Origin of the sequence: Psychrobacter muriicola 2pS, from assembly GCF_904846535.1 — a bacterium.
In the GTDB taxonomy this organism is placed as follows: Bacteria; Pseudomonadota; Gammaproteobacteria; order Pseudomonadales; family Moraxellaceae; genus Psychrobacter; species Psychrobacter aquimaris.
This window is the reverse complement of the sequence record NZ_CAJHBC010000001.1, coordinates 481,031-499,057: the sequence shown is the minus strand read 5'-3', so window position 1 is coordinate 499,057 and position 18,027 is coordinate 481,031. Positions and strand designations below refer to the sequence as shown.

The following is an 18,027-nucleotide window of genomic DNA, read 5'->3' as shown; positions in this document are numbered from 1 at the left end:
TATTAGCTACTAGATAAAGCTTCAGGCCATATTTTCCCAGGGTTGAGAATATTTTTAGGGTCAAGGGCTGACTTAATCGCTTGCATCAGCACTAAGGCGTTACCGTGCTCTTGCTGCATATATTTTTGTTTGCCTTGCCCGATACCATGCTCGCCTGTACAAGTGCCATCCATTTCAATAGCGCGGGTAGCTAAGCGGCTGATAATGCCGTCAGCGGTAGCAATTTCTTCAGGATTTTCAGTATCGACCAATAACAAAACATGAAAATTACCATCGCCAACGTGACCGACGATAGGCCCAATCATGCCTGATGCTTCGATATCTTTTGCTGTCGCACTGACGCATTCAGCCAAGCGTGAAATGGGCACACAAGCATCCGTCGATAAGGCGCTGGCTTCAGGACGTAGAGCAGAGCTGGCATGATAAGCGTTGTGCCGTGCCTGCCACAGACGTTTGCGCTCCGCTTCATTGGTATCCCAAGCAAAGTCACGACCGCCAAATTCTTCGATAATATCCGTAAAGATTTGAGCTTGTTCAGCGACGCTGGCATCTGTGCCATGAAACTCTACAAATAGGGTAGGCGTCTCATCCAGATCAAGATTGGCATATTGATTACAGGCTTTGATTTGCATCGCATCGAGCAGCTCAATACGCGCAATCGGCAAGCACATTTGAATGGTCAGCATTACTGCTTGACAGGCATCCTCAATCGTTGGGAAGTGGCAAATGCCACTGCCAATACACTCGCTAATGCCAAACAATTTCAGCGTGATCTCTGTGACGATACCAAGTGTCCCCTCTGAGCCGATCATTAATCTGGTCAAGTCATAACCAGCGGCAGATTTTTTGGCACGGTTACCGGTGCGGACAATCTCTCCACTCGCGGTGACTATCTCAAGCGCGAGTACCACATCTTTCATCGTGCCATAACGTACCGCATTGGTGCCTGAGGCGCGAGTAGCGACCATACCGCCGATACTGGCATTGGCACCCGGATCTATTGGGAAAAATAGTCCTGTATCACGTAAATAATGATTGAGCTGCTCACGTGTGACGCCTGGTTGTACGGTCACCGTCAGATCTTCATTATTGACTTGCAATATTGCATCCATCGAGTACATATCGATGCATAATCCACCATACGGGGCATTTAATTGACCTTCTAAGGATGAGCCAATACCAAATGCAATCACTGGCATTTGATACTGATTGCAAATCTCAACCGCAGCTGCTACCTCGTGCTTATCTTGTACTGTCAAGACGGCATCGGGTGGCTGATTGGCAAGCCACGTCATCGTATGTCCATGCTGTTCACGTACCGTTATATTGGTAGTAAGGTGTTTACCGAAACGGGTTTGTAAGGCAGCAATGGCTTCGCTGTGGTCTTTTTTAGCAATAGATAATTTAGAGGTAGACATAGGTGACTCCTACATAGGGTGTCTTCTTTACCGAGCCAATGAAAAATGAGGTAATGTAAAAGCTAAGCTCTCACTCACTTAAATGTCGCTAAAAAGCAATGAAAGTGAGTGGGAGCTTATTGAATAAATACTAGATAGTACTGACTATTAACCAATACTTATTTTTATTAAAAATAATAGAGCGTTAAGCTAAAATACGCCAAACGACAACCAAAATAGCCAATACATAAAAGATAGGCGAGAGCCAGCCAACAACCTGTGTTGCAATGGCAATGAAAATGGCAAAGCCAGTAAGCGCCAACCAATCTCGGCGGCGATCATTGAGCATATCCGCTCGAATTTGCTGTATTTCTCGCAGTTGACTGTCTTGGCGCGACCCTTGTGAGGCAAGGCTTTGTAAGCCTTGATCCAGCAACTTGGGAATATCCGTTGTAGATAATAAAATCTCTGGTAACTGCTGGCGTAAATGTTGTAAATTACGCATCGGATCGAGCTGCTCTTTAATCCAACTACTTAAAATCGGCTTGGCAAGTGACCAGATATCAAGGTCAGGATACAAGTCGCGACCAAGCCCTTCGACATGTACCAAGGTCTTCAATAGCAGCATGAGTTGCGGTGGTATACTCATATGGTGACGACGGGCAATATCTAGAATCTGCATTAAGACACCAGCAAAGTCGATATCATTAATAGACTTTTGCAGCATTGGACCAACAGTGCGTTTCATATCGCGCATTAGGGCATGCTTGTCTGTATTTGGTGGAATCCAGCCCGCTCTACTGACAATATCAACCATCGCCGTAAAGTTATTATTCATCACCGCCAACAGCATCCGCGCGACGATAAGCTGATCGTCTTTTGATAGCGTACCCATAATGGCGCAATCAAGCCCGATATAGCGCGGCTCGTGCCCTAAGTCAACCGCTGCCATGTCTGCAGTGAGCGTTTTAACGGGCGGGGTCTCTACGAATACATTACCCGGATGCATATCGGCATGAAAAAAGTTATCGCGGAATACTTGGGTAAAAAATATCGTTAAGCCTTTTTCTGCTAGTGCTGCTCGGTCATAACCAAGCTGATCAAACACTTCAATTTGCGAGATAGGAACGCCTTGGATACGCTCCATGACCATCACATTTTTGGCGGAATCATAGACTTCTGGTACGTACATCAATGCGGAACCCAAGAAGTTGTTGCGCATCTGAGTGGTATTGTCTGCCTCTAACGTCAAATCCAACTCGTTTAACATCACTTGGCGATAGTCTTCGACAATATCGATTATATGAATGGCACGCGCCGCTTCAATACGCGCTGATGCCCAATTGGCCAGCTCACGTAGTAGCTCAAAATCAGTAATGATGGTGGTGCGGATATCAGGACGCACCACTTTTACCACCACTTCACGACCATCATGCAATGCAGCAGTATGCACTTGGGCAATCGAAGCCGCCGCTAGAGGTTTGACATCAAAGCGTGCGAACAGTGTGCCAATTGGTTGACCGAGACCGTGTTTGGGGTCTTGGATTTGGGTGATGGCTACATCAGAATCAAAAGGTTTGACTTTATCTTGTAGCTGAACCAATTGTTCGATAATCTCAGGCGGCACTAAATCGCGACGCGTTGACAGTAGTTGGCCAAGCTTTAAAAACAGCGTGCCCATGTCTTCAAGCGCATACTTAATGGCATTGGGTTGATGTTTTTTACCCCAAGCAGCTGGATGTAGGCGAATTAAACGCGCCAAAGGTTGCAGCTGTGGCGCGTCTTCGATAGAAAGGTGAGTATCAATACGGTAAGTTGCGGCGATGCGCCAAAGCTCAAGTAAGCGGGCGCGATGAGATAATAGCATGAGATATAGGTACTCTAAAGAAAGTCGAAAATAAGGTAGGCGCAGTACTTATCTATAAACTGTGCTTGTCTATAAAAAGTGCTGTCGATGATAGGATTGAGCTATCATCGACGGCAGAAGCTATTGATGAAACGAGTTATTGAGAAAACGTGCCTGTTCATCTTTGATAGCAGCAAGTTTGGCCTCTTCACGTTCGACATCAGCTCGCAGTTTTAATAGTTGCTGCTTAAGGTCGTTTACTTCTGCCACCTCGATAGGATCGGGAACACTATTTCCTACCACATCATTGGCCCAGTCGCTGACATCATCAAAAGCGCGTTTGGCACTATGGCGCCAGCTGCCTTTAAGCTGCGATATAAGCAGATGCAACTGACTGGCCATCGGTTTACCAATAAATGGCTCAAGCTGTCCTGCGACATCTGGGTCAAAGCCCGCGACCAGTTGTTTAAGCTGCATCAGTACCTTGTAATCACCCGCGACAGGCAAGTTGCCCTCGGTACCGCGCATCAGATTCAGCAGTTGCGCTGGGTTATCTACAGTAATGGTACAGTCTGGACGACTATGACCGAGCCGTGCGCGCTCCATACTGGCTTTTTGGCGCTCGTTCATAGCGCCACTTTGCTCAAACACGCTATCGGTCGTCACTGGCTCAAAACGCAAATGCTCATGGGTAAATAAAATATCCAAACTAATCTCAGGCATTGCCATGTTGAGTCGCAACACTTTGCCAGCAAGCGGTGCCAATCCTGATTTGGTAATCTCATCACTAGCAATGGCAAAGTTAATCAGCTTTTCGGCACCCGCCAAAAGTAGAACAGTCAGCATAAGGCTCTCGCATATTCAATTGAGCGCCTTTAGAAAAGCGCATGGTTTGTCAGGATTAATGGTCACGACTATCGGGTATTAGTATTTTTTATCGTTATGCTTTAAAGCCGCGATGCACGGCTACGATACCAGCAGTCAAGTTATGATAATCACAGTTCTCAAAACCCGCTTGTTGCATCATTTGTTTCAGCGTCTGCTGATCAGGATGCATACGAATCGATTCAGCCAAGTATTGATAACTCTCAGAATCATTGGCAATCAACTTGCCCATAATAGGTAAGGCGGTAAATGAGTATAAGTCATAGGCTTTAGACAATGGCTCAAATACTGGCTTGGAGAACTCCAAAATCAATAAACGACCACCTGGCTTAAGCACGCGATACATAGATTTTAAAGCAGCGTCTTTATCCGTGACATTACGTAGACCAAAGCTGATAGTGACCAAATCAAAGCTATTGTCATCAAATGGCGCGAGTGTTTCTGCATTGGCAAGTACAAAATCAACGTTATTGCAGCCAGCATTGATTAAGCGTTCACGACCGACTTCTAGCATGGCGGCATTGATATCTGATAACACCACATGACCGTTTTTGCCGACTTCACGGCTAAAGACTTTGGCTAAATCACCTGTACCACCAGCGATATCAAGCACATGCTGACCCGCACGCACGCCTGATAAGCTAATCGCATAACGCTTCCATAAGCGATGAATACCAAAAGACATTAAGTCGTTCATGATGTCGTATTTTTTGGCAACTGAGGTAAAAACATCGGCGACACGCGCTTGTTTTTCAGCCTTATTGACGGTCTTATAGCCAAAATGCGTTTCTTCATTACCATCCGTATCAGGCGTATGCGGATTATTGATATCATCACGCTGGTTAAAAAGCGTTTGCTTGGCAGTTTGTGCTTGTACAGATGCATTGTCTACGTTGTTGCTGGTAGTATTATTTGGCATAGTGGTTTGTTGGCCTTGTGGCGTTCCCGTTGGTAGGTCTTGAACTTGTGTAAAGTTATTTCTCTTGCTGTTTTCGACGCCAGCATCAATACCCGTATTAAGCGTGGTATTAGTCTCATAGCTTTGACGTGCTTGCACTTGTGCCGTGATATTTTGATTGTGGGTGATGCTGTCTCTGACCAGTTTATCTTGTAAATGACCATTGATCGTAGGTTTGTGATCGAGATGAGCGTTGTTATTATCGATATTATCGGTCATAGCATTATCCTATTATTCACTTTTATGATTGTTTATTTGAAAGGTATAAAATAGCAGCTAACCAAGCAAATGATGCGTCCTATCATACACCAAACGTCATTGGCTTACCGCCATTATCCGTCTCATGAACACGGTCAATAATCTCAAGCTCACGCTCACAAAACGGTTCGATGAAACCGCTGACACTGTCTAACGGACGCATCGCGATAAATCCAGCACTAATAAATTCATACAAGGGTTGATAGTTATAACGGTAGGCGGTGCCTTTGGCCAAGGCAAAAGCTTTTTGCAACATAAAAGAGTTTATATATTTATCGGTACGATAGCAGACCTCTTTTAAGTGACCAATTTGGATACGTCTGATGTCGGCTTCATCGACCACCCGATAAGCGGCCAGCATGGTGTCTTCATTAACGGCTAAATCTTGAGCCAATAGCCATTCGGCTAAATGTAAATCTAGCTCTATCGCTAAAATAGCTGCTTGTATCGCCATGCTGCCAGTTTCTAACGCCGCTGCTGGCGCGAAACGCTCGACTTTTTGCGCTTTAGGCACAATGCGTTCTAACTGTTTGGCTAATAATTTGAACTCATCGCCGCCATACAGTTGTGTTAAAAAATAATCTGCCATTAGTTGGTTTTGAGGTTGCTCAAACAAGTCTTTATGAGTGTTCTGAATACGGCCACGTTGCCAGGCTTGCACCTCACTGAGTTTGGCACTTAATGCCAAGTCGTCATGATAAGGCAGTGCCCAAAAACGGTTCAAATGTTGTTGTAAATCGGCTAAAGAGGCCATGGTAAGTAAACCTGCATAAAAGTAAAGAGGGTTAAAAGGTTGCGAATAAAAGGGTCAAGAGGAATCGTGTATTATACTTTTGGTTTTTGCATTTATACAAACTTGTGGTATTTATACAAAGTGATTACAGCATGTATCTTAGATTGCGTTCACCTTAAAAGAAAATAAAGCAGAATACAAATGTCAAACTGTTACATAGCAGCGTTATTTACCGAATTGGTCAAATGCTATGATGAAGCTGACACGCTTTCAATCATAGGATGATGACAGTTATGAGTAAAAATAATAATACGACTGCACCTAACGCACCACAAGCAGTCAGTGCACAATTTAGTGAGCAGATTGTCGATGAGCGCTTAACCCCTAATCCCCTGAGTCACTTTTCTATGGATAAGGATGCGCTTAGATTGGCACTGGTCACGGCCCAATATGCCCTACGAGCAACGCGCCAACAGACGCCGCCAACCCTCAATAAACCAACAGGGCTGTTGGTGTTGGTCAATGGTATGGAGCAGGCAGGCAAGGGCACTGCTGTTAAACAATTGCGCCAATGGGTAGATCCTCGGCTACTCAAGGTTGAGGCAACCATTGGTGATTGTCCTTTAGCGTATCAGCCGATTTGGCAGGTACATACCAAGGCGCTACCCCGTCATGGCGATGTGATGGTTTATTTTGGTAACTGGTATGCTGACTTGCTTTATAACGTCATGCGTCTGGCAACGTCAGCCAGTAACGACGATAAGAAACCGTCAAAAAATTCAAAATCAAAAGATAAAAAATCAGTCAACGACAAGGTATTACCGATTGCGCAATGGCAAGCGTATTTGCAGCAGCAGCTTCTTAAGCTGCAAGCATTTGAACAAGACCTAGTCGCCAATCAAACCCGACTGCTTAAATGCTGGTTCCATGTTGATATTGAAACGTTACAGGAGCGGTTAAAGAACGGTGAAGCCGATCCGAAATTTTTGTATCAAATTGATTGGAATAGTAAAAAAGTTGTCGAAACCTTTAATGAAGTGGCTACCATTCTGCTACGCCAACAAGATGACTGGATCATCATTGATGGTGATGACAAGTCAGATGCTGCTGACCAATTCTGCCATGAAGTGCTACAAGCGATGCAAACCGCGCTAGCAAGTAGTAACATCAATACCGAAAAAACCTCTGATAAATCAGAGACTAAGAAGCAAGCCAAGCAAGCATTCAAATCAGCAAAGTTTGAACCTGTAAAAATTCCTAAATTTTTAATAGACATTGATGATGCAGATATTGATAAGTCGGACTACCGTGATGCGTTAGCAGAAAAACAAGCGCGCCTTGCGCAGTTGCTACGTGCGCGCAAAGGTCGCCATATCGTCTTTGCCTTTGAAGGGATGGATGCTGCAGGCAAAGGTGGCGCGATTAAAAGGTTGGTTGCGCCGCTCGACCCACGCGAGTATCAAATTTATAATATCAGTGCGCCAATGTTGTATGAACTTCAACATCCTTATCTATGGCGTTTTTGGACCAAACTACCAAACGAGCAAACCGACCGTATTAGCCGTATCGCCATTTTTGATCGAACTTGGTATGGACGTGTTTTGGTTGAGCGTATTGAGGGGTTTGCTACTGATGATGAATGGCAGCGTGCTTACGACGAAATCAATCGTTTTGAGGCGGATCTAGCCGCGGCAGGAACAATCGTTATCAAATACTGGTTGGCTATCGATAAAAAAGAACAACTTAAACGTTTTGAAGCTCGTCAGGAGACACCGCACAAGCAATTTAAACTGACGGACGATGACTGGCGCAACCGTAAAAAGTGGTCTGAATACGTACAATCTGCGGCTGATATGCTGGCACGTACCGATACAGAGCACGCACCGTGGTGCGTCATCGCGACCAATGAAAAACGTCAAGCGCGTTTGGATGTTTTAGATCATGCGATTAAGCAATTATTAGCAGTATGTAGCAGCTAATACATGATTGTTGGATAAATTAGGGGCGCTGGTTATAAAGCGCCATAAGTATGTATTTAACGTTAAAGGTATCCATGCAAAAAGAGTATAATCGACCATTGCATAAGGATGTTATCTGATTCAGATGCTGGCAGTTACAAATCTTGCAATATCATCATGCATTATGTGCATATATTTAATATAATAGGCGCGCAATAGCTTCTGCTATGCACGAAACTCACTGAGTGAGTAGAGTGTTTTTTATTCTTTGACACAGATATGTTAATAACTCTAGCACAGTTTTTTACAATTGCAGTTATTAACACCAAAGTTATCACTACGACATATCTAAGCCGCAAGATGCTGTAATCAGAGGATTTGGCAATATCACTTGCGGCTTTGTGACATATTGAGTGATGTGTTTTACCTTATTTACTGCCTTTATGCAAAATCACATATGATTAAGTAAAGGTAAGCGCTAGGATAGTTCATCAAAATAGCAGTAAGAAAAACCGTTTTTTAGCAAGCATGTTGCGTGTTTTATATACGCTATATTAATGTTAGAAGCTAACATTAGCATCATTAATAGTCGCGCAATGTCATTAACCGCATATAATTTCAATCAGCTTACGCAGGACGTATCAACGTATGGGTATTAGCAGCAGTTCTACAGAGCCAGTCAAATCAGTCGGCTCTATGAGAATAAATCTATTTTTTGCCATTTTACTGATTGCGATGACCGCCTACTTTTTGTGGTGGGGTCTAGATTACACGATGCGTCAGCAGACGACGCTATTTATTGTAGCTACCGCTTTTGGTGTCTTTATGGCATTCAATATTGGTGGTAATGATGTCGCCAACTCCTTTGGTACCTCAGTGGGTGCAGGGACGTTGACCATTCCGCAAGCATTGGGCATCGCAGCGATATTTGAAGTGTCGGGAGCCGTACTGGCAGGTGGTGAAGTAACCGATACCATTCGGAGCGGCATTGTCGATCTAGATGGTCTTTCAGTAACGCCCAACCAGTTCATTTATGTCATGCTGTCAGCGCTCATCGCTGCCGCATTCTGGCTATTATTTGCCACCAAAAAGGGTCTGCCCGTTTCGACCACTCACGCCATTATTGGCGGCGTTGTTGGTAGCTCTATTGTATTGGGTATCACGTTAGGTGGTACCGAAATGGCATTATCAACGGTGAATTGGGGTACGATTGGCACCATCGCGATTTCTTGGGTATTATCACCGCTATTGGGCGGCGTTTTATCCTATTTATTATATGGACAGATTAAGAAAAACATCATTGAATATAATGATAAAACAGAGGCGCATATTGCGACTTTGAAAGCCGACAAAAAAACCTTAAAACAAAACCATAAAGAATTTTTGGATGGTCTAACAGAATCAGAACAGCTGGCCTATACGTCAGCGATGTTACGTGATCAAGAAATTTACAAAGATGATGATTGCGTCGTTGAAGACTTAGAAACCGATTATTACAAGCAGCTTTATGAAATTGAAAACGAGCGCAGCAACCTTGATACCCTAAAAGCATTGAAGCAATGGGTACCTATCATTGCGGCTGCTGGTGGCGCGGTCATGGCTTCTTTGGTCATCTTTAAGGGTTTAAAGAATGTCAATAATGGCATGACGACGCTGCAAGGCTTTTTAATCATGGGTATGATCGCGGCGCTGGTGTGGCTTGCGACCTTTATCTATACGAAGAGTATCCGTGGTAAGCATAAAGAGGATTTGACCAAAGCAACGTTTATTATGTTTAGCTGGATGCAGGTCTTTACCGCCTCCGCTTTTGCCTTTAGTCATGGCTCAAATGATATTGCCAACGCGGTTGGTCCTTTTGCTGCGATTATGGATGTTATTCGTACCAATAGCATTGCCACCGAAGCCGCCGTACCACCTGCGGTGATGTTGACCTTTGGTGTTGCGCTTATCGTCGGTCTTTGGTTCATCGGTAAAGAAGTCATTCAAACGGTCGGTACCAATTTGGCAAAAATGCATCCAGCTTCTGGATTTTCAGCTGAATTGGCTGCTGCTGCAGTGGTGATGGGGGCGTCTACTATGGGGCTGCCAGTCTCAAGTACACACACCTTAGTTGGCGCGGTACTTGGCATCGGTATTGTCAATAGAGATACCAATTGGGCACTGATGAAACCTATCGGTTTAGCATGGGTGATCACTCTCCCTGCCGCGGCGGCAATGTCTGCTATTAGCTACATTTTGTTAATCAATATTTTTTAAAATAGCACGATTAAAGCCATGTTTTAAAGTAGTGTTTTTTAAAATTAAAGCGGTATAGTTGTTCAATAAGACTTTGATAGCGAGATTTAATTGTTTTATTGAACAACACAAAAAACGCTTATCAGCATCACGCCGATAAGCGTTTTTTTATGTCAAAGTAAAATTCAATTTAAACAAAGTGAATTCTATTCGGTACCAAATTGCTTGCGTTTTTTGGCAAAAAAGCGATCTAAGCGGTCCATGGCATCCTCTAAATCATGTAAGTTTGGCAAAAATACCAAGCGAAAGTGATCTGGCTTATCCCAGTTAAAGCCTGTTCCTTGCACCATTAAGACATTTTCTTCAACAAGCAAATCCATCATAAATGCCATATCATCTTCGATAGGGTAAATGTCAGGATCCATCTTTGGAAAGCAATAAAACGCGCCTTGCGGCATGGTACAAGAGATACCTTTGATAGCATTAAGTCGTGACACGGCCATTTCACGCTGCTTATATAAGCGTCCGCGTTCTGACGTTAGGTCTTTCATGCTTTGATAGCCACCCATTGCCGTTTGAATGGCATACTGACCTTGGACGTTAGAACACAGACGCATAGATGCTAACATGTCTAAGCCTTCGATAAAGTCGGCGGCATGGTGTTTTTTGCCAGATACCATCATCCAACCTGCACGGAATCCTGCGATACGATGCGACTTTGATAAGCCATTGTATGAGAGCACCAATACGTCATCAGTCAAGGTGCTCATTGGGGTGTGTACCATATCATCATAAAGGATACGATCGTAAATCTCATCGGCCATGATGATTAGATGATGTTCTTTAGCGACCTCAATAATTTGTTTTAGCAATTCATCACTATAAAGTGAACCCGTTGGGTTATTGGGGTTAATTACCACAATACCTTTAGTTTTAGAGGTGATTTTAGATTTAATGTCTTCGATATCAGGGTGCCAGTTATCGTCTTCATTGCAGCGATAATGTACAGCTGTGCCGCCAGATAGGTTCGCCGCTGCCGTCCAAAGTGGGTAGTCTGGCATCGGGATAAGCACTTCGTCACCATCATTCATCAACGCCTGCATGGTCATCACAATTAGCTCAGAAACCCCATTGCCTAAATACACATCACGGACGTCAACTGCGGATAGTAACCCCTTTGATTGGTAGTACTGTAAGACGGCTTTACGCGCTGAAAAAATCCCTTGCGAGTCAGAGTAGCCGGTCGCGTCTGGTAAATTCATTGCCACATCGCGCAAAATCTCATGCGGAGCCTCTAGACCAAAAGGTGCTGGGTTACCGACATTCAGCTTTAATATACGTTTGCCTTCGGCTTCCATTTTATTGGCTGTTTGTAATAGCGGGCCGCGAATGTCGTAGCAAACATTTTGCAATTTATCCGATTTTTTTATTGTGTTCATAGCGTGACCACTCATAGGGTTGTTTTGTGAGTTTGTGTCTGTAGTAGGGGTTGAAGCTGTTTGACTGGCTTGTGATTCATGTATCTTGTCAGCTTGAGCAGGTGCCATACTTTGACTGTTTTTGTTATGAGAATGAGCGCTCTTACCCACCTCTTTATCCTTATCACTGTCGTTTTTTAGTTCACCGCGTAACAGATAGCCTTCACTGCAGCCTAAAATGTGTGCGAGCGTTGGCAGCTTGGATGACACAATACCGTTGGTGCCACGCTCCCAATTCGAGATAGCACCGCGACTGACTTTTGCACCTGCTGCGGTCATGGCTTGTGCTAATTGTTCAGCAGTGATCCCTTTATCACGACGTAGCTGTACCAGTCTTTCAGCTTGTGTGCCTTTGCTCTTGTCATCAGCCATAATCATTCAAGCCTTTGTTAATTAGTTGGTAATAGAGAGAATAAAAGTAAGCATTTGTTTTACTCAAGCCGTAATGCAAGATATTATTGCATTATTAGTAGCAATGCAAGCTCTTTTTAAGAGGGTTATATTTGATAATGCAAGAATAACTTGCATTTTAGATAAAGGCATCTCTTTCTCTTTACTGATCTGCTAGGTATGAAGTTTCTTTGTTGGATTATTTTTAGAACTGTATCTGTATTCATTAATATGCTAAGACAATTGGCTGTATTTTATTTATCACAGCTTTTTCAACACCTTACGCTATCACTTGTTTTTGATAACTTTCTTGTAATGTATGCCTTGAATATTGCGTGGATAAACAAGAGATAGAGCCCATCGTTTTTATAAAAATATGGCGATAAAGTGTTAGTTAATAGCAGATAAAAGCTAATACTAATGGATGAGATAATACATACCCAAATTAAGGATACGTTATGCAAGACAATCAACTTAGCCAAGAAGAGATCAGCCAGTTAACGGAAGCTGACTGGAAAGAGCGTCTGAGTGCTGATGAGTATCACGTGATGCGTGAGAAGGGTACAGAACGCCCATTTACAGGCGTCTATAATGATGAGACTGATGATGGTGTTTACCGCTGCAAAGGCTGTGGTGCTAGCTTATTTGACTCAAGCAATAAGTTTGATGCTAGCTGTGGTTGGCCAAGTTTTGACCAAGGAATTGATAACAGCGCTATCGAGGAGCATGTGGATAATTCGCTGGGCATGACGCGGACAGAAGTCACTTGTAGTAACTGTGGCGCACATTTAGGTCATGTTTTCCCTGACGGCCCACGCGAGACGACGGGGATGCGCTATTGCATCAACTCTGTGTCTATTGATTTAGATAAATCTGACAAGTAATCGGTAGAACAAGTCGCTTAGATTGTTTTAGAGTCATGGCAGGGAAGTGCGAGATGCTTCCTTGCCAGTTATTAGCACTATGAATGTTAATGTTATTGAGACATGAGCACGGCTTAAAAAAAACAAAATAATAAATTAATCGATTTAAGGACAGATGATGAGTACTATTTATGATTTTACCGCTGAACGTATGGACGGTACTTCACAAGCGTTCTCTGATTACAAAGATAACGTACTATTAATCGTTAATACCGCGAGCAAGTGTGGATTCACCCCACAATTCGAAGGCCTAGAGGCGCTATATCAGCAATACAAAGATCAAGGATTGGTCGTTATTGGTTTCCCATGTAATCAGTTTGGCAGTCAAGATCCAGGCAGTAATGATGAAATTGGCGCATTTTGTCAAAAAAACTATGGTGTCAGCTTCCCGATGATGGCAAAAGTTGATGTCAATGGCAAAGACGCTCATCCTATTTTTGATTGGCTTAAAGAGCAAAAGGGTGGCGTATTGACAGACGGTATTAAATGGAATTTCACCAAGTTTTTAATTGGTAAAGATGGACAGGTTATTGACCGCTATGCTCCAACCACCAAACCAGAAGCCATAAAAATGGATATCTAACAAGCATTGGCCAGTAAATAGGGTCATGCTTGAAAATTTATTGGATTTTTATAAAAATATAAATCCAATTAAAACATAGGCTTGTCAGATTAATAAATAAAAACCTATAAAATACGTTAAAAAACTGAAAATACTGTTTGACAGCCATGTGTAAATCTATATAATACACACCCACAGCAAGGGGACTTAATTAAGTTCAATGTTGTTAGAATTTTTACTGACTTAAAGCATGACAACTTTAAAGATTAAACTTTCTATAAAATTCCCTTTAAGGAATTTTAACTTGCGGAGTTAAATGCTTCTCAGGGTGATTAGCTCAGTTGGTAGAGCGTCTGCCTTACACGCAGAATGTCGGCGGTTCGAATCCGTCATCACCCACCACTACTTTAGCGAAGTGGGCCTCTTTATAAAGGTAAAATGCTAAAAACGACCTAAGCAGCGGTAGTTCAGTTGGTTAGAATACCGGCCTGTCACGCCGGGGGTCGCGGGTTCGAGTCCCGTCCGCTGCGCCATATTTAAAACGAATTTAAACTTTCGAGTTTAAGCAAGTTTCGCCTCAAGTATTAGTTTACTTGAGGTTTTTTTGTGTCTAAAATTTCTCTTGAAGCCTTTATTCATAAAGGTTGGCTATTTTTTCTTTACGATCATATCTTTGATAAATTCAAGTGAGAAAATCTTACTCTCTAAAAATTGCTGACCACCTGCTCGGTGACCAAAAGGTGACCATTTCTCGATAAAATACGCCCTATGATTATTTTAATAACTGTACATTAACTTGAAAGTAATACTCATTCTTAATAGCAATACTGACTTTGCCGTTATGGGCATTGACGATCGCTTGTACGATGGCCAATCCTAACCCTGTACCCGAGTGCTGGTTATTGGATTTGTCATGACGATAAAAGCGCTCAAACAGTCTATCTGCTTCCGCTTGAGTTAGAGGCGTCTGCAAGCGATTAGTGATGGTGATGCTGAGCGATGGCTGTTGAACGATTTCTTTAAGAGTATGAGCGTTATTTTTTATGAGGCTAGCAGTCTTAAAAACGGCTGCAATAGTAATGATGCTGTCGCTGGCGGCGTAGTAAACCGCATTGGATATCAGGTTGGCAAACAGCCTTTGTAACAAGCTCTCATCTCCTAATACCACATCAAACTCACCTTTTTTTTCAAAAGAGATACCGCGCTCTTCGGCTATCAGCTCAAAATAATCGATGAGCTTAATTATCAGTGAGTCGGTATCGACAAGATGACGTTGTGAGTCGTAGAGACCTTTTTGAGTTTTTGCTAGCAATAGCATATTGTTAATTAGCACGGATAGTTGCTTGAGCGTGGCGTGTTGATGATGTAACTGCTCGACATATTCTTGATGGTCTCTAGGTTTACTGAGCATCACTTGAGTTTGGGTGCTTAGCGTTGCCAGTGGTGTGCGCAGTTCGTGAGCAATGTCATCTGAAAACTGTGATAATGAAGTAAAATTGTGTTCGAGTTTATCCATCATGGCGTTATAGGCGTCAGCCAAGGGTCGCAGCTCGCTTGGCATTTCAGATACGATGATTCTATCGTCTAACTGCTCGGCGTTGATACGTGTCATTTTTTGGCTGATGGTCGCTAAGGGGGCAAATCCTAGATAGACACTAAAAGCCGCGACTGATACCAATATAAAAGTAATTGCAATAAGTATCAGGATAAGATGGCGATTAAACTGGGCAAGGTATTGATGATGCACATCAATCGGTAGCGCGATTAATGCCAAACGATTAGAGTGCTCAATGACCAGCGCGCGAAAATGACGATTATCAAGCTGCAAGTCAAAGGGTTGATTGTGGTGCTGCTGCCATAGTTTTTCGATTAATTGGGTATCATTGAACTTATCAATAAAATCCTTTGGCTGACTATCAATGACTTGTCCATTATGGTCAGTGATAATTATTTTGACTTCATAATCTGGTCGAAAGTTATCCATCACAGATGATGCTGTATTGGCTAGAGGAGTGGGGGCGGTAAGGTCGTTAGCGCGTTGAGCATCGGATGGCAAATCTGTCATGTACTGCCGTAAATTAAACGCAGCTTGAGTCAATATCTCGGAATCCATTTGTTTAAAATGATCATTGACCGAACGCTGTATCCATATGTACAAAAAAGCTTGAGATATCAGCACACATACCGTTAATACTAGAGTGGTGCGCCACAGTAATGATAAGCGTCGATGCTCTGATTTATATGCCATGCTATTTCACTTCAAGAGGATTGATTTTAGAGATAGTATTAGCCTCATTACTCATATCAATATTGGTTTCATTATTGTCCGCTTCTAGTTTATAGCCCATGCCACGTACGGTATGAATGAGCTTATTTTCAAAGTCATCATCGATTTTACTTCGTAAGCGTCTTATTGCCACATCAATCACATTGGTATCGCTATCAAAATTCATATCCCATACTTGTGAAGCGATGACAGAGCGGGGCAATACTTCACCTTGATGCTCAAGTAAAAACTGCAATAGCGCAAATTCTTTGGCCGTTAATTTGATAGAACACTTATCTCGATGCACACTACGTTTGGCGATATCCATTTTTAAATCAGCCATTTGAAGCACTGTGCTGGCGTAATCTGTTTGATTGGCACGGCGTAGTAAGCTTTTGATTCTGACCAGCAGTTCAGCGAAGGCAAAAGGCTTGGTGAGATAGTCATCACCGCCAATTTCAATGCCTTTTATTCGGTCGCTAAGGTCATCTTTTGCGGTCAAAAATAACACAGGGGTAGTGTTACCAGCAGCGCGATAGTTACTGACCAACTCAAAACCACTGACATCAGGCAGCATCACATCCATCACCACGACATTGAAGTCCTCAGTCATCAGTGCATGATAACCATCTAAACCTGTTACTTTATGCTCAACGATAAAGCCTGCCTCGCTTAAACCTTTTTTAATATAGTCGCCAAGCGATAACTCATCTTCGACTAACAATATTTTCATAGCATACTCGCGCCAATTGTTTAGGGTGTCATCAATATAAATGTCTCTATTATTATCAATCATAGAGTAATACTTGCAATAAACCTATATTCAGGCTTCAAGATGACAGAATTGTCATCTTGGCGTCATCTGACTGTCAGAGTCGTTATGCTAGTTTGGCTTCAGTACATCCTAATTTTAATATTAAACACCATGAGAAGCCTCTATGATTGCTTTTACCGTTAAGTTTTTTCGAGGGGCAGCGATCTTATCAACCGCTGTTATATTATCAGCGTGCGGGCAATCTGACATCAACGCTTCTAATGCTAGCTCATCTACTGCCAATGCCTCTAACGCCAGCAGTGGTGAGGCAAGCGCTATACAGATTAAGCAAACAGTGACACCAGCCAACAACCCAGACCTGCTCAAGAAGGTGTCAGCCACTGTGTATAAAGATGCCAATTGTGGCTGTTGTAAAGAATGGATAGGGCACGCAGAAGATAACGGGTTAACGACGACGACTCATGATGTTGCAGACTTGTCATTATTTAAAGAGCGTTACGGTGTGCCTACTGAGATGCGCTCTTGCCATACCGCGGTTACCAGTGATGGTTATGTCATCGAAGGCCATGTTCCTGCTAAATATGTGGCTGAGTTTTTACAAAACCCACCAAAGCAAGCCATTGGTTTGGCGGTACCGGGTATGCCCGTGGGTAGCCCTGGTATGGAATATCAAGATAAATTCATGCCATACCAAATTATGCAAATCAATAAAGATGGCACAAACCAAGTATACGCTGAGGTTGAGTTCGCAGAGCAGCAGCTATAAGCTAGGATACGCCCTAATACTTTAGATAGATGTTTTAAATTTCAGCTACTTATTGTGGTACTGATAGCGGCATTGATGGAGACTGACTGATGACTCATACAGAGCGAAAACAGATGAACCCTTATATAAAGTTCACCCTTATGATTCTGACGTCTACCGTGGTGATGTATATCATGATGTATTTCAATACTTATGAGTGGGATCATATTTATTTTAGTGAGACCAGAGCTTATATGGCACTATATATGGGCGCAGGCATGGCAGTGATTATGCTCGCCTTTATGACCAATATGTATCAGAAAACTAAGGTCAACTTAATGATTTATGGTCTTAGTGTGTTGATGTTTGCCATAGGTATCTGGGGCGTCAGATCTCAAGCAACCGTCGATCAAGTGGATTGGATGCAGGCTATGATACCGCATCATTCAATTGCGATCTTAACCAGCTCAAGAGCCGATATAGAAGACCCTAGAGTACAGAAACTTGCTGACGACATCATCGAAGCACAAAAACGTGAAATTAAAGAGATGCAGGCACTGATCGAAGCATTAGAATAAATAGCCTTAAAACACACTACTTTTAGCACATAAATTAAAT

General features: G+C 42.9%; 14 protein-coding genes and 2 tRNA genes. 8 read left to right on the top strand and 8 right to left on the bottom strand.

Going from position 1 to position 18,027, the window contains the following annotated elements; genetic code table 11:
• Positions 1–2: 2 nt before the first annotated feature.
• The 5 genes from JMX93_RS02070 to JMX93_RS02050 form a co-directional block, all read right to left on the bottom strand.
• Positions 3–1,418, bottom strand: coding sequence for an FAD-binding oxidoreductase (locus tag JMX93_RS02070; RefSeq protein WP_499203695.1), 1,416 nt, complete (start codon positions 1,416–1,418; stop codon positions 3–5).
• Positions 1,419–1,602: 184 nt separating this feature from the next.
• The gene (locus tag JMX93_RS02065; protein WP_499203694.1) at positions 1,603–3,264 is read right to left on the bottom strand and encodes an ABC1 kinase family protein; all 1,662 of its coding nucleotides are present in this window, start codon (positions 3,262–3,264) and stop codon (positions 1,603–1,605) included.
• A 120-nt stretch (positions 3,265–3,384) separates the two neighbouring features.
• Positions 3,385–4,089: a ubiquinone biosynthesis accessory factor UbiJ gene (locus JMX93_RS02060; protein ID WP_499203693.1), complete on the bottom strand. Its 705-nt coding sequence runs from the start codon at positions 4,087–4,089 to the stop codon at positions 3,385–3,387.
• A gap of 94 nt (positions 4,090–4,183) precedes the next feature.
• Positions 4,184–5,047, bottom strand: coding sequence for a bifunctional demethylmenaquinone methyltransferase/2-methoxy-6-polyprenyl-1,4-benzoquinol methylase UbiE (gene ubiE, locus JMX93_RS02055; protein ID WP_404816035.1), 864 nt, complete (start codon positions 5,045–5,047; stop codon positions 4,184–4,186).
• A 340-nt stretch (positions 5,048–5,387) separates the two neighbouring features.
• Positions 5,388–6,098 carry an FFLEELY motif protein gene (locus JMX93_RS02050; RefSeq protein WP_496191320.1) on the bottom strand — a complete coding sequence of 237 codons (711 nt, stop codon included), beginning with the start codon at positions 6,096–6,098 and terminating at the stop codon, positions 5,388–5,390.
• A gap of 272 nt (positions 6,099–6,370) precedes the next feature.
• Here JMX93_RS02050 and JMX93_RS02045 point away from each other — a divergent pair, with 272 nt between their 5' ends.
• A complete protein-coding gene (locus JMX93_RS02045; RefSeq protein WP_499203692.1) occupies positions 6,371–8,056 on the top strand; it encodes an ATPase in 1,686 nt (561 codons plus the stop codon).
• Positions 8,057–8,683: 627 nt separating this feature from the next.
• Positions 8,684–10,291, top strand: a complete 1,608-nt coding sequence (locus tag JMX93_RS02040) for an inorganic phosphate transporter (RefSeq protein WP_443558605.1) — start codon at positions 8,684–8,686, stop codon at positions 10,289–10,291.
• A gap of 185 nt (positions 10,292–10,476) precedes the next feature.
• On the opposite strand, the gene JMX93_RS02035 is transcribed toward JMX93_RS02040, so the two are convergent.
• Positions 10,477–12,027, bottom strand: a complete 1,551-nt coding sequence (locus JMX93_RS02035) for an aminotransferase class I/II-fold pyridoxal phosphate-dependent enzyme (RefSeq protein WP_499203744.1) — start codon at positions 12,025–12,027, stop codon at positions 10,477–10,479.
• Positions 12,028–12,596: 569 nt separating this feature from the next.
• On the opposite strand from JMX93_RS02035, the gene msrB reads away from it, so the two are divergent.
• From msrB to JMX93_RS02015, 4 genes are all read left to right on the top strand, one after another.
• Entirely contained in the window at positions 12,597–13,022 is a 426-nt protein-coding gene (gene msrB / locus JMX93_RS02030; protein WP_499203691.1) for a peptide-methionine (R)-S-oxide reductase MsrB, read from the top strand.
• Between the two features lie 157 nt (positions 13,023–13,179).
• On the top strand, positions 13,180–13,644 hold the full coding sequence (locus tag JMX93_RS02025; RefSeq protein WP_499203690.1) for a glutathione peroxidase: 465 nt from the start codon (positions 13,180–13,182) through the stop codon (positions 13,642–13,644).
• Positions 13,645–13,949: 305 nt separating this feature from the next.
• Positions 13,950–14,025 (top strand) — tRNA-Val (locus tag JMX93_RS02020).
• 54 nt (positions 14,026–14,079) lie between these two features.
• Positions 14,080–14,156 (top strand) — tRNA-Asp (locus JMX93_RS02015).
• A gap of 239 nt (positions 14,157–14,395) precedes the next feature.
• Here the strand turns inward: JMX93_RS02015 and JMX93_RS02010 are convergent.
• Together JMX93_RS02010 and JMX93_RS02005 are read right to left on the bottom strand one after the other, a co-directional pair.
• Positions 14,396–15,871 carry an ATP-binding protein gene (locus JMX93_RS02010; RefSeq protein ID WP_499203689.1) on the bottom strand — a complete coding sequence of 492 codons (1,476 nt, stop codon included), beginning with the start codon at positions 15,869–15,871 and terminating at the stop codon, positions 14,396–14,398.
• Between the two features lies 1 nt (position 15,872).
• Entirely contained in the window at positions 15,873–16,622 is a 750-nt protein-coding gene (locus tag JMX93_RS02005; protein WP_499203743.1) for a heavy metal response regulator transcription factor, read from the bottom strand.
• A gap of 205 nt (positions 16,623–16,827) precedes the next feature.
• Between JMX93_RS02005 and JMX93_RS02000 the strand changes: the two genes are divergently transcribed.
• Both JMX93_RS02000 and JMX93_RS01995 read left to right on the top strand, forming a co-directional pair.
• Positions 16,828–17,430, top strand: coding sequence for a DUF411 domain-containing protein (locus JMX93_RS02000; protein WP_499203688.1), 603 nt, complete (start codon positions 16,828–16,830; stop codon positions 17,428–17,430).
• 140 nt (positions 17,431–17,570) lie between these two features.
• Positions 17,571–17,987: a DUF305 domain-containing protein gene (locus JMX93_RS01995; RefSeq protein WP_499203687.1), complete on the top strand. Its 417-nt coding sequence runs from the start codon at positions 17,571–17,573 to the stop codon at positions 17,985–17,987.
• The last annotated feature ends 40 nt before the right edge of the window (positions 17,988–18,027 follow it).

What these genes read in the sequence shown, in the direction of transcription:
- JMX93_RS02070 (WP_499203695.1), bottom strand. Translation starts at nt 1,418, where the DNA reads ATGTCTACCTCTAAATTATCTATTGCTAAAAAAGACCACAGCGAAGCC.
- JMX93_RS02065 (WP_499203694.1), bottom strand. Translation starts at nt 3,264, where the DNA reads ATGCTATTATCTCATCGCGCCCGCTTACTTGAGCTTTGGCGCATCGCC.
- JMX93_RS02060 (WP_499203693.1), bottom strand. Translation starts at nt 4,089, where the DNA reads ATGCTGACTGTTCTACTTTTGGCGGGTGCCGAAAAGCTGATTAACTTT.
- ubiE (WP_404816035.1), bottom strand. Translation starts at nt 5,047, where the DNA reads ATGCCAAATAATACTACCAGCAACAACGTAGACAATGCATCTGTACAA.
- JMX93_RS02050 (WP_496191320.1), bottom strand. Translation starts at nt 6,098, where the DNA reads ATGGCCTCTTTAGCCGATTTACAACAACATTTGAACCGTTTTTGGGCA.
- JMX93_RS02045 (WP_499203692.1), top strand. Translation starts at nt 6,371, where the DNA reads ATGAGTAAAAATAATAATACGACTGCACCTAACGCACCACAAGCAGTC.
- JMX93_RS02040 (WP_443558605.1), top strand. Translation starts at nt 8,684, where the DNA reads ATGGGTATTAGCAGCAGTTCTACAGAGCCAGTCAAATCAGTCGGCTCT.
- JMX93_RS02035 (WP_499203744.1), bottom strand. Translation starts at nt 12,027, where the DNA reads ATGACCGCAGCAGGTGCAAAAGTCAGTCGCGGTGCTATCTCGAATTGG.
- msrB (WP_499203691.1), top strand. Translation starts at nt 12,597, where the DNA reads ATGCAAGACAATCAACTTAGCCAAGAAGAGATCAGCCAGTTAACGGAA.
- JMX93_RS02025 (WP_499203690.1), top strand. Translation starts at nt 13,180, where the DNA reads ATGAGTACTATTTATGATTTTACCGCTGAACGTATGGACGGTACTTCA.
- JMX93_RS02010 (WP_499203689.1), bottom strand. Translation starts at nt 15,871, where the DNA reads ATGGCATATAAATCAGAGCATCGACGCTTATCATTACTGTGGCGCACC.
- JMX93_RS02005 (WP_499203743.1), bottom strand. Translation starts at nt 16,622, where the DNA reads ATGAAAATATTGTTAGTCGAAGATGAGTTATCGCTTGGCGACTATATT.
- JMX93_RS02000 (WP_499203688.1), top strand. Translation starts at nt 16,828, where the DNA reads ATGATTGCTTTTACCGTTAAGTTTTTTCGAGGGGCAGCGATCTTATCA.
- JMX93_RS01995 (WP_499203687.1), top strand. Translation starts at nt 17,571, where the DNA reads ATGATTCTGACGTCTACCGTGGTGATGTATATCATGATGTATTTCAAT.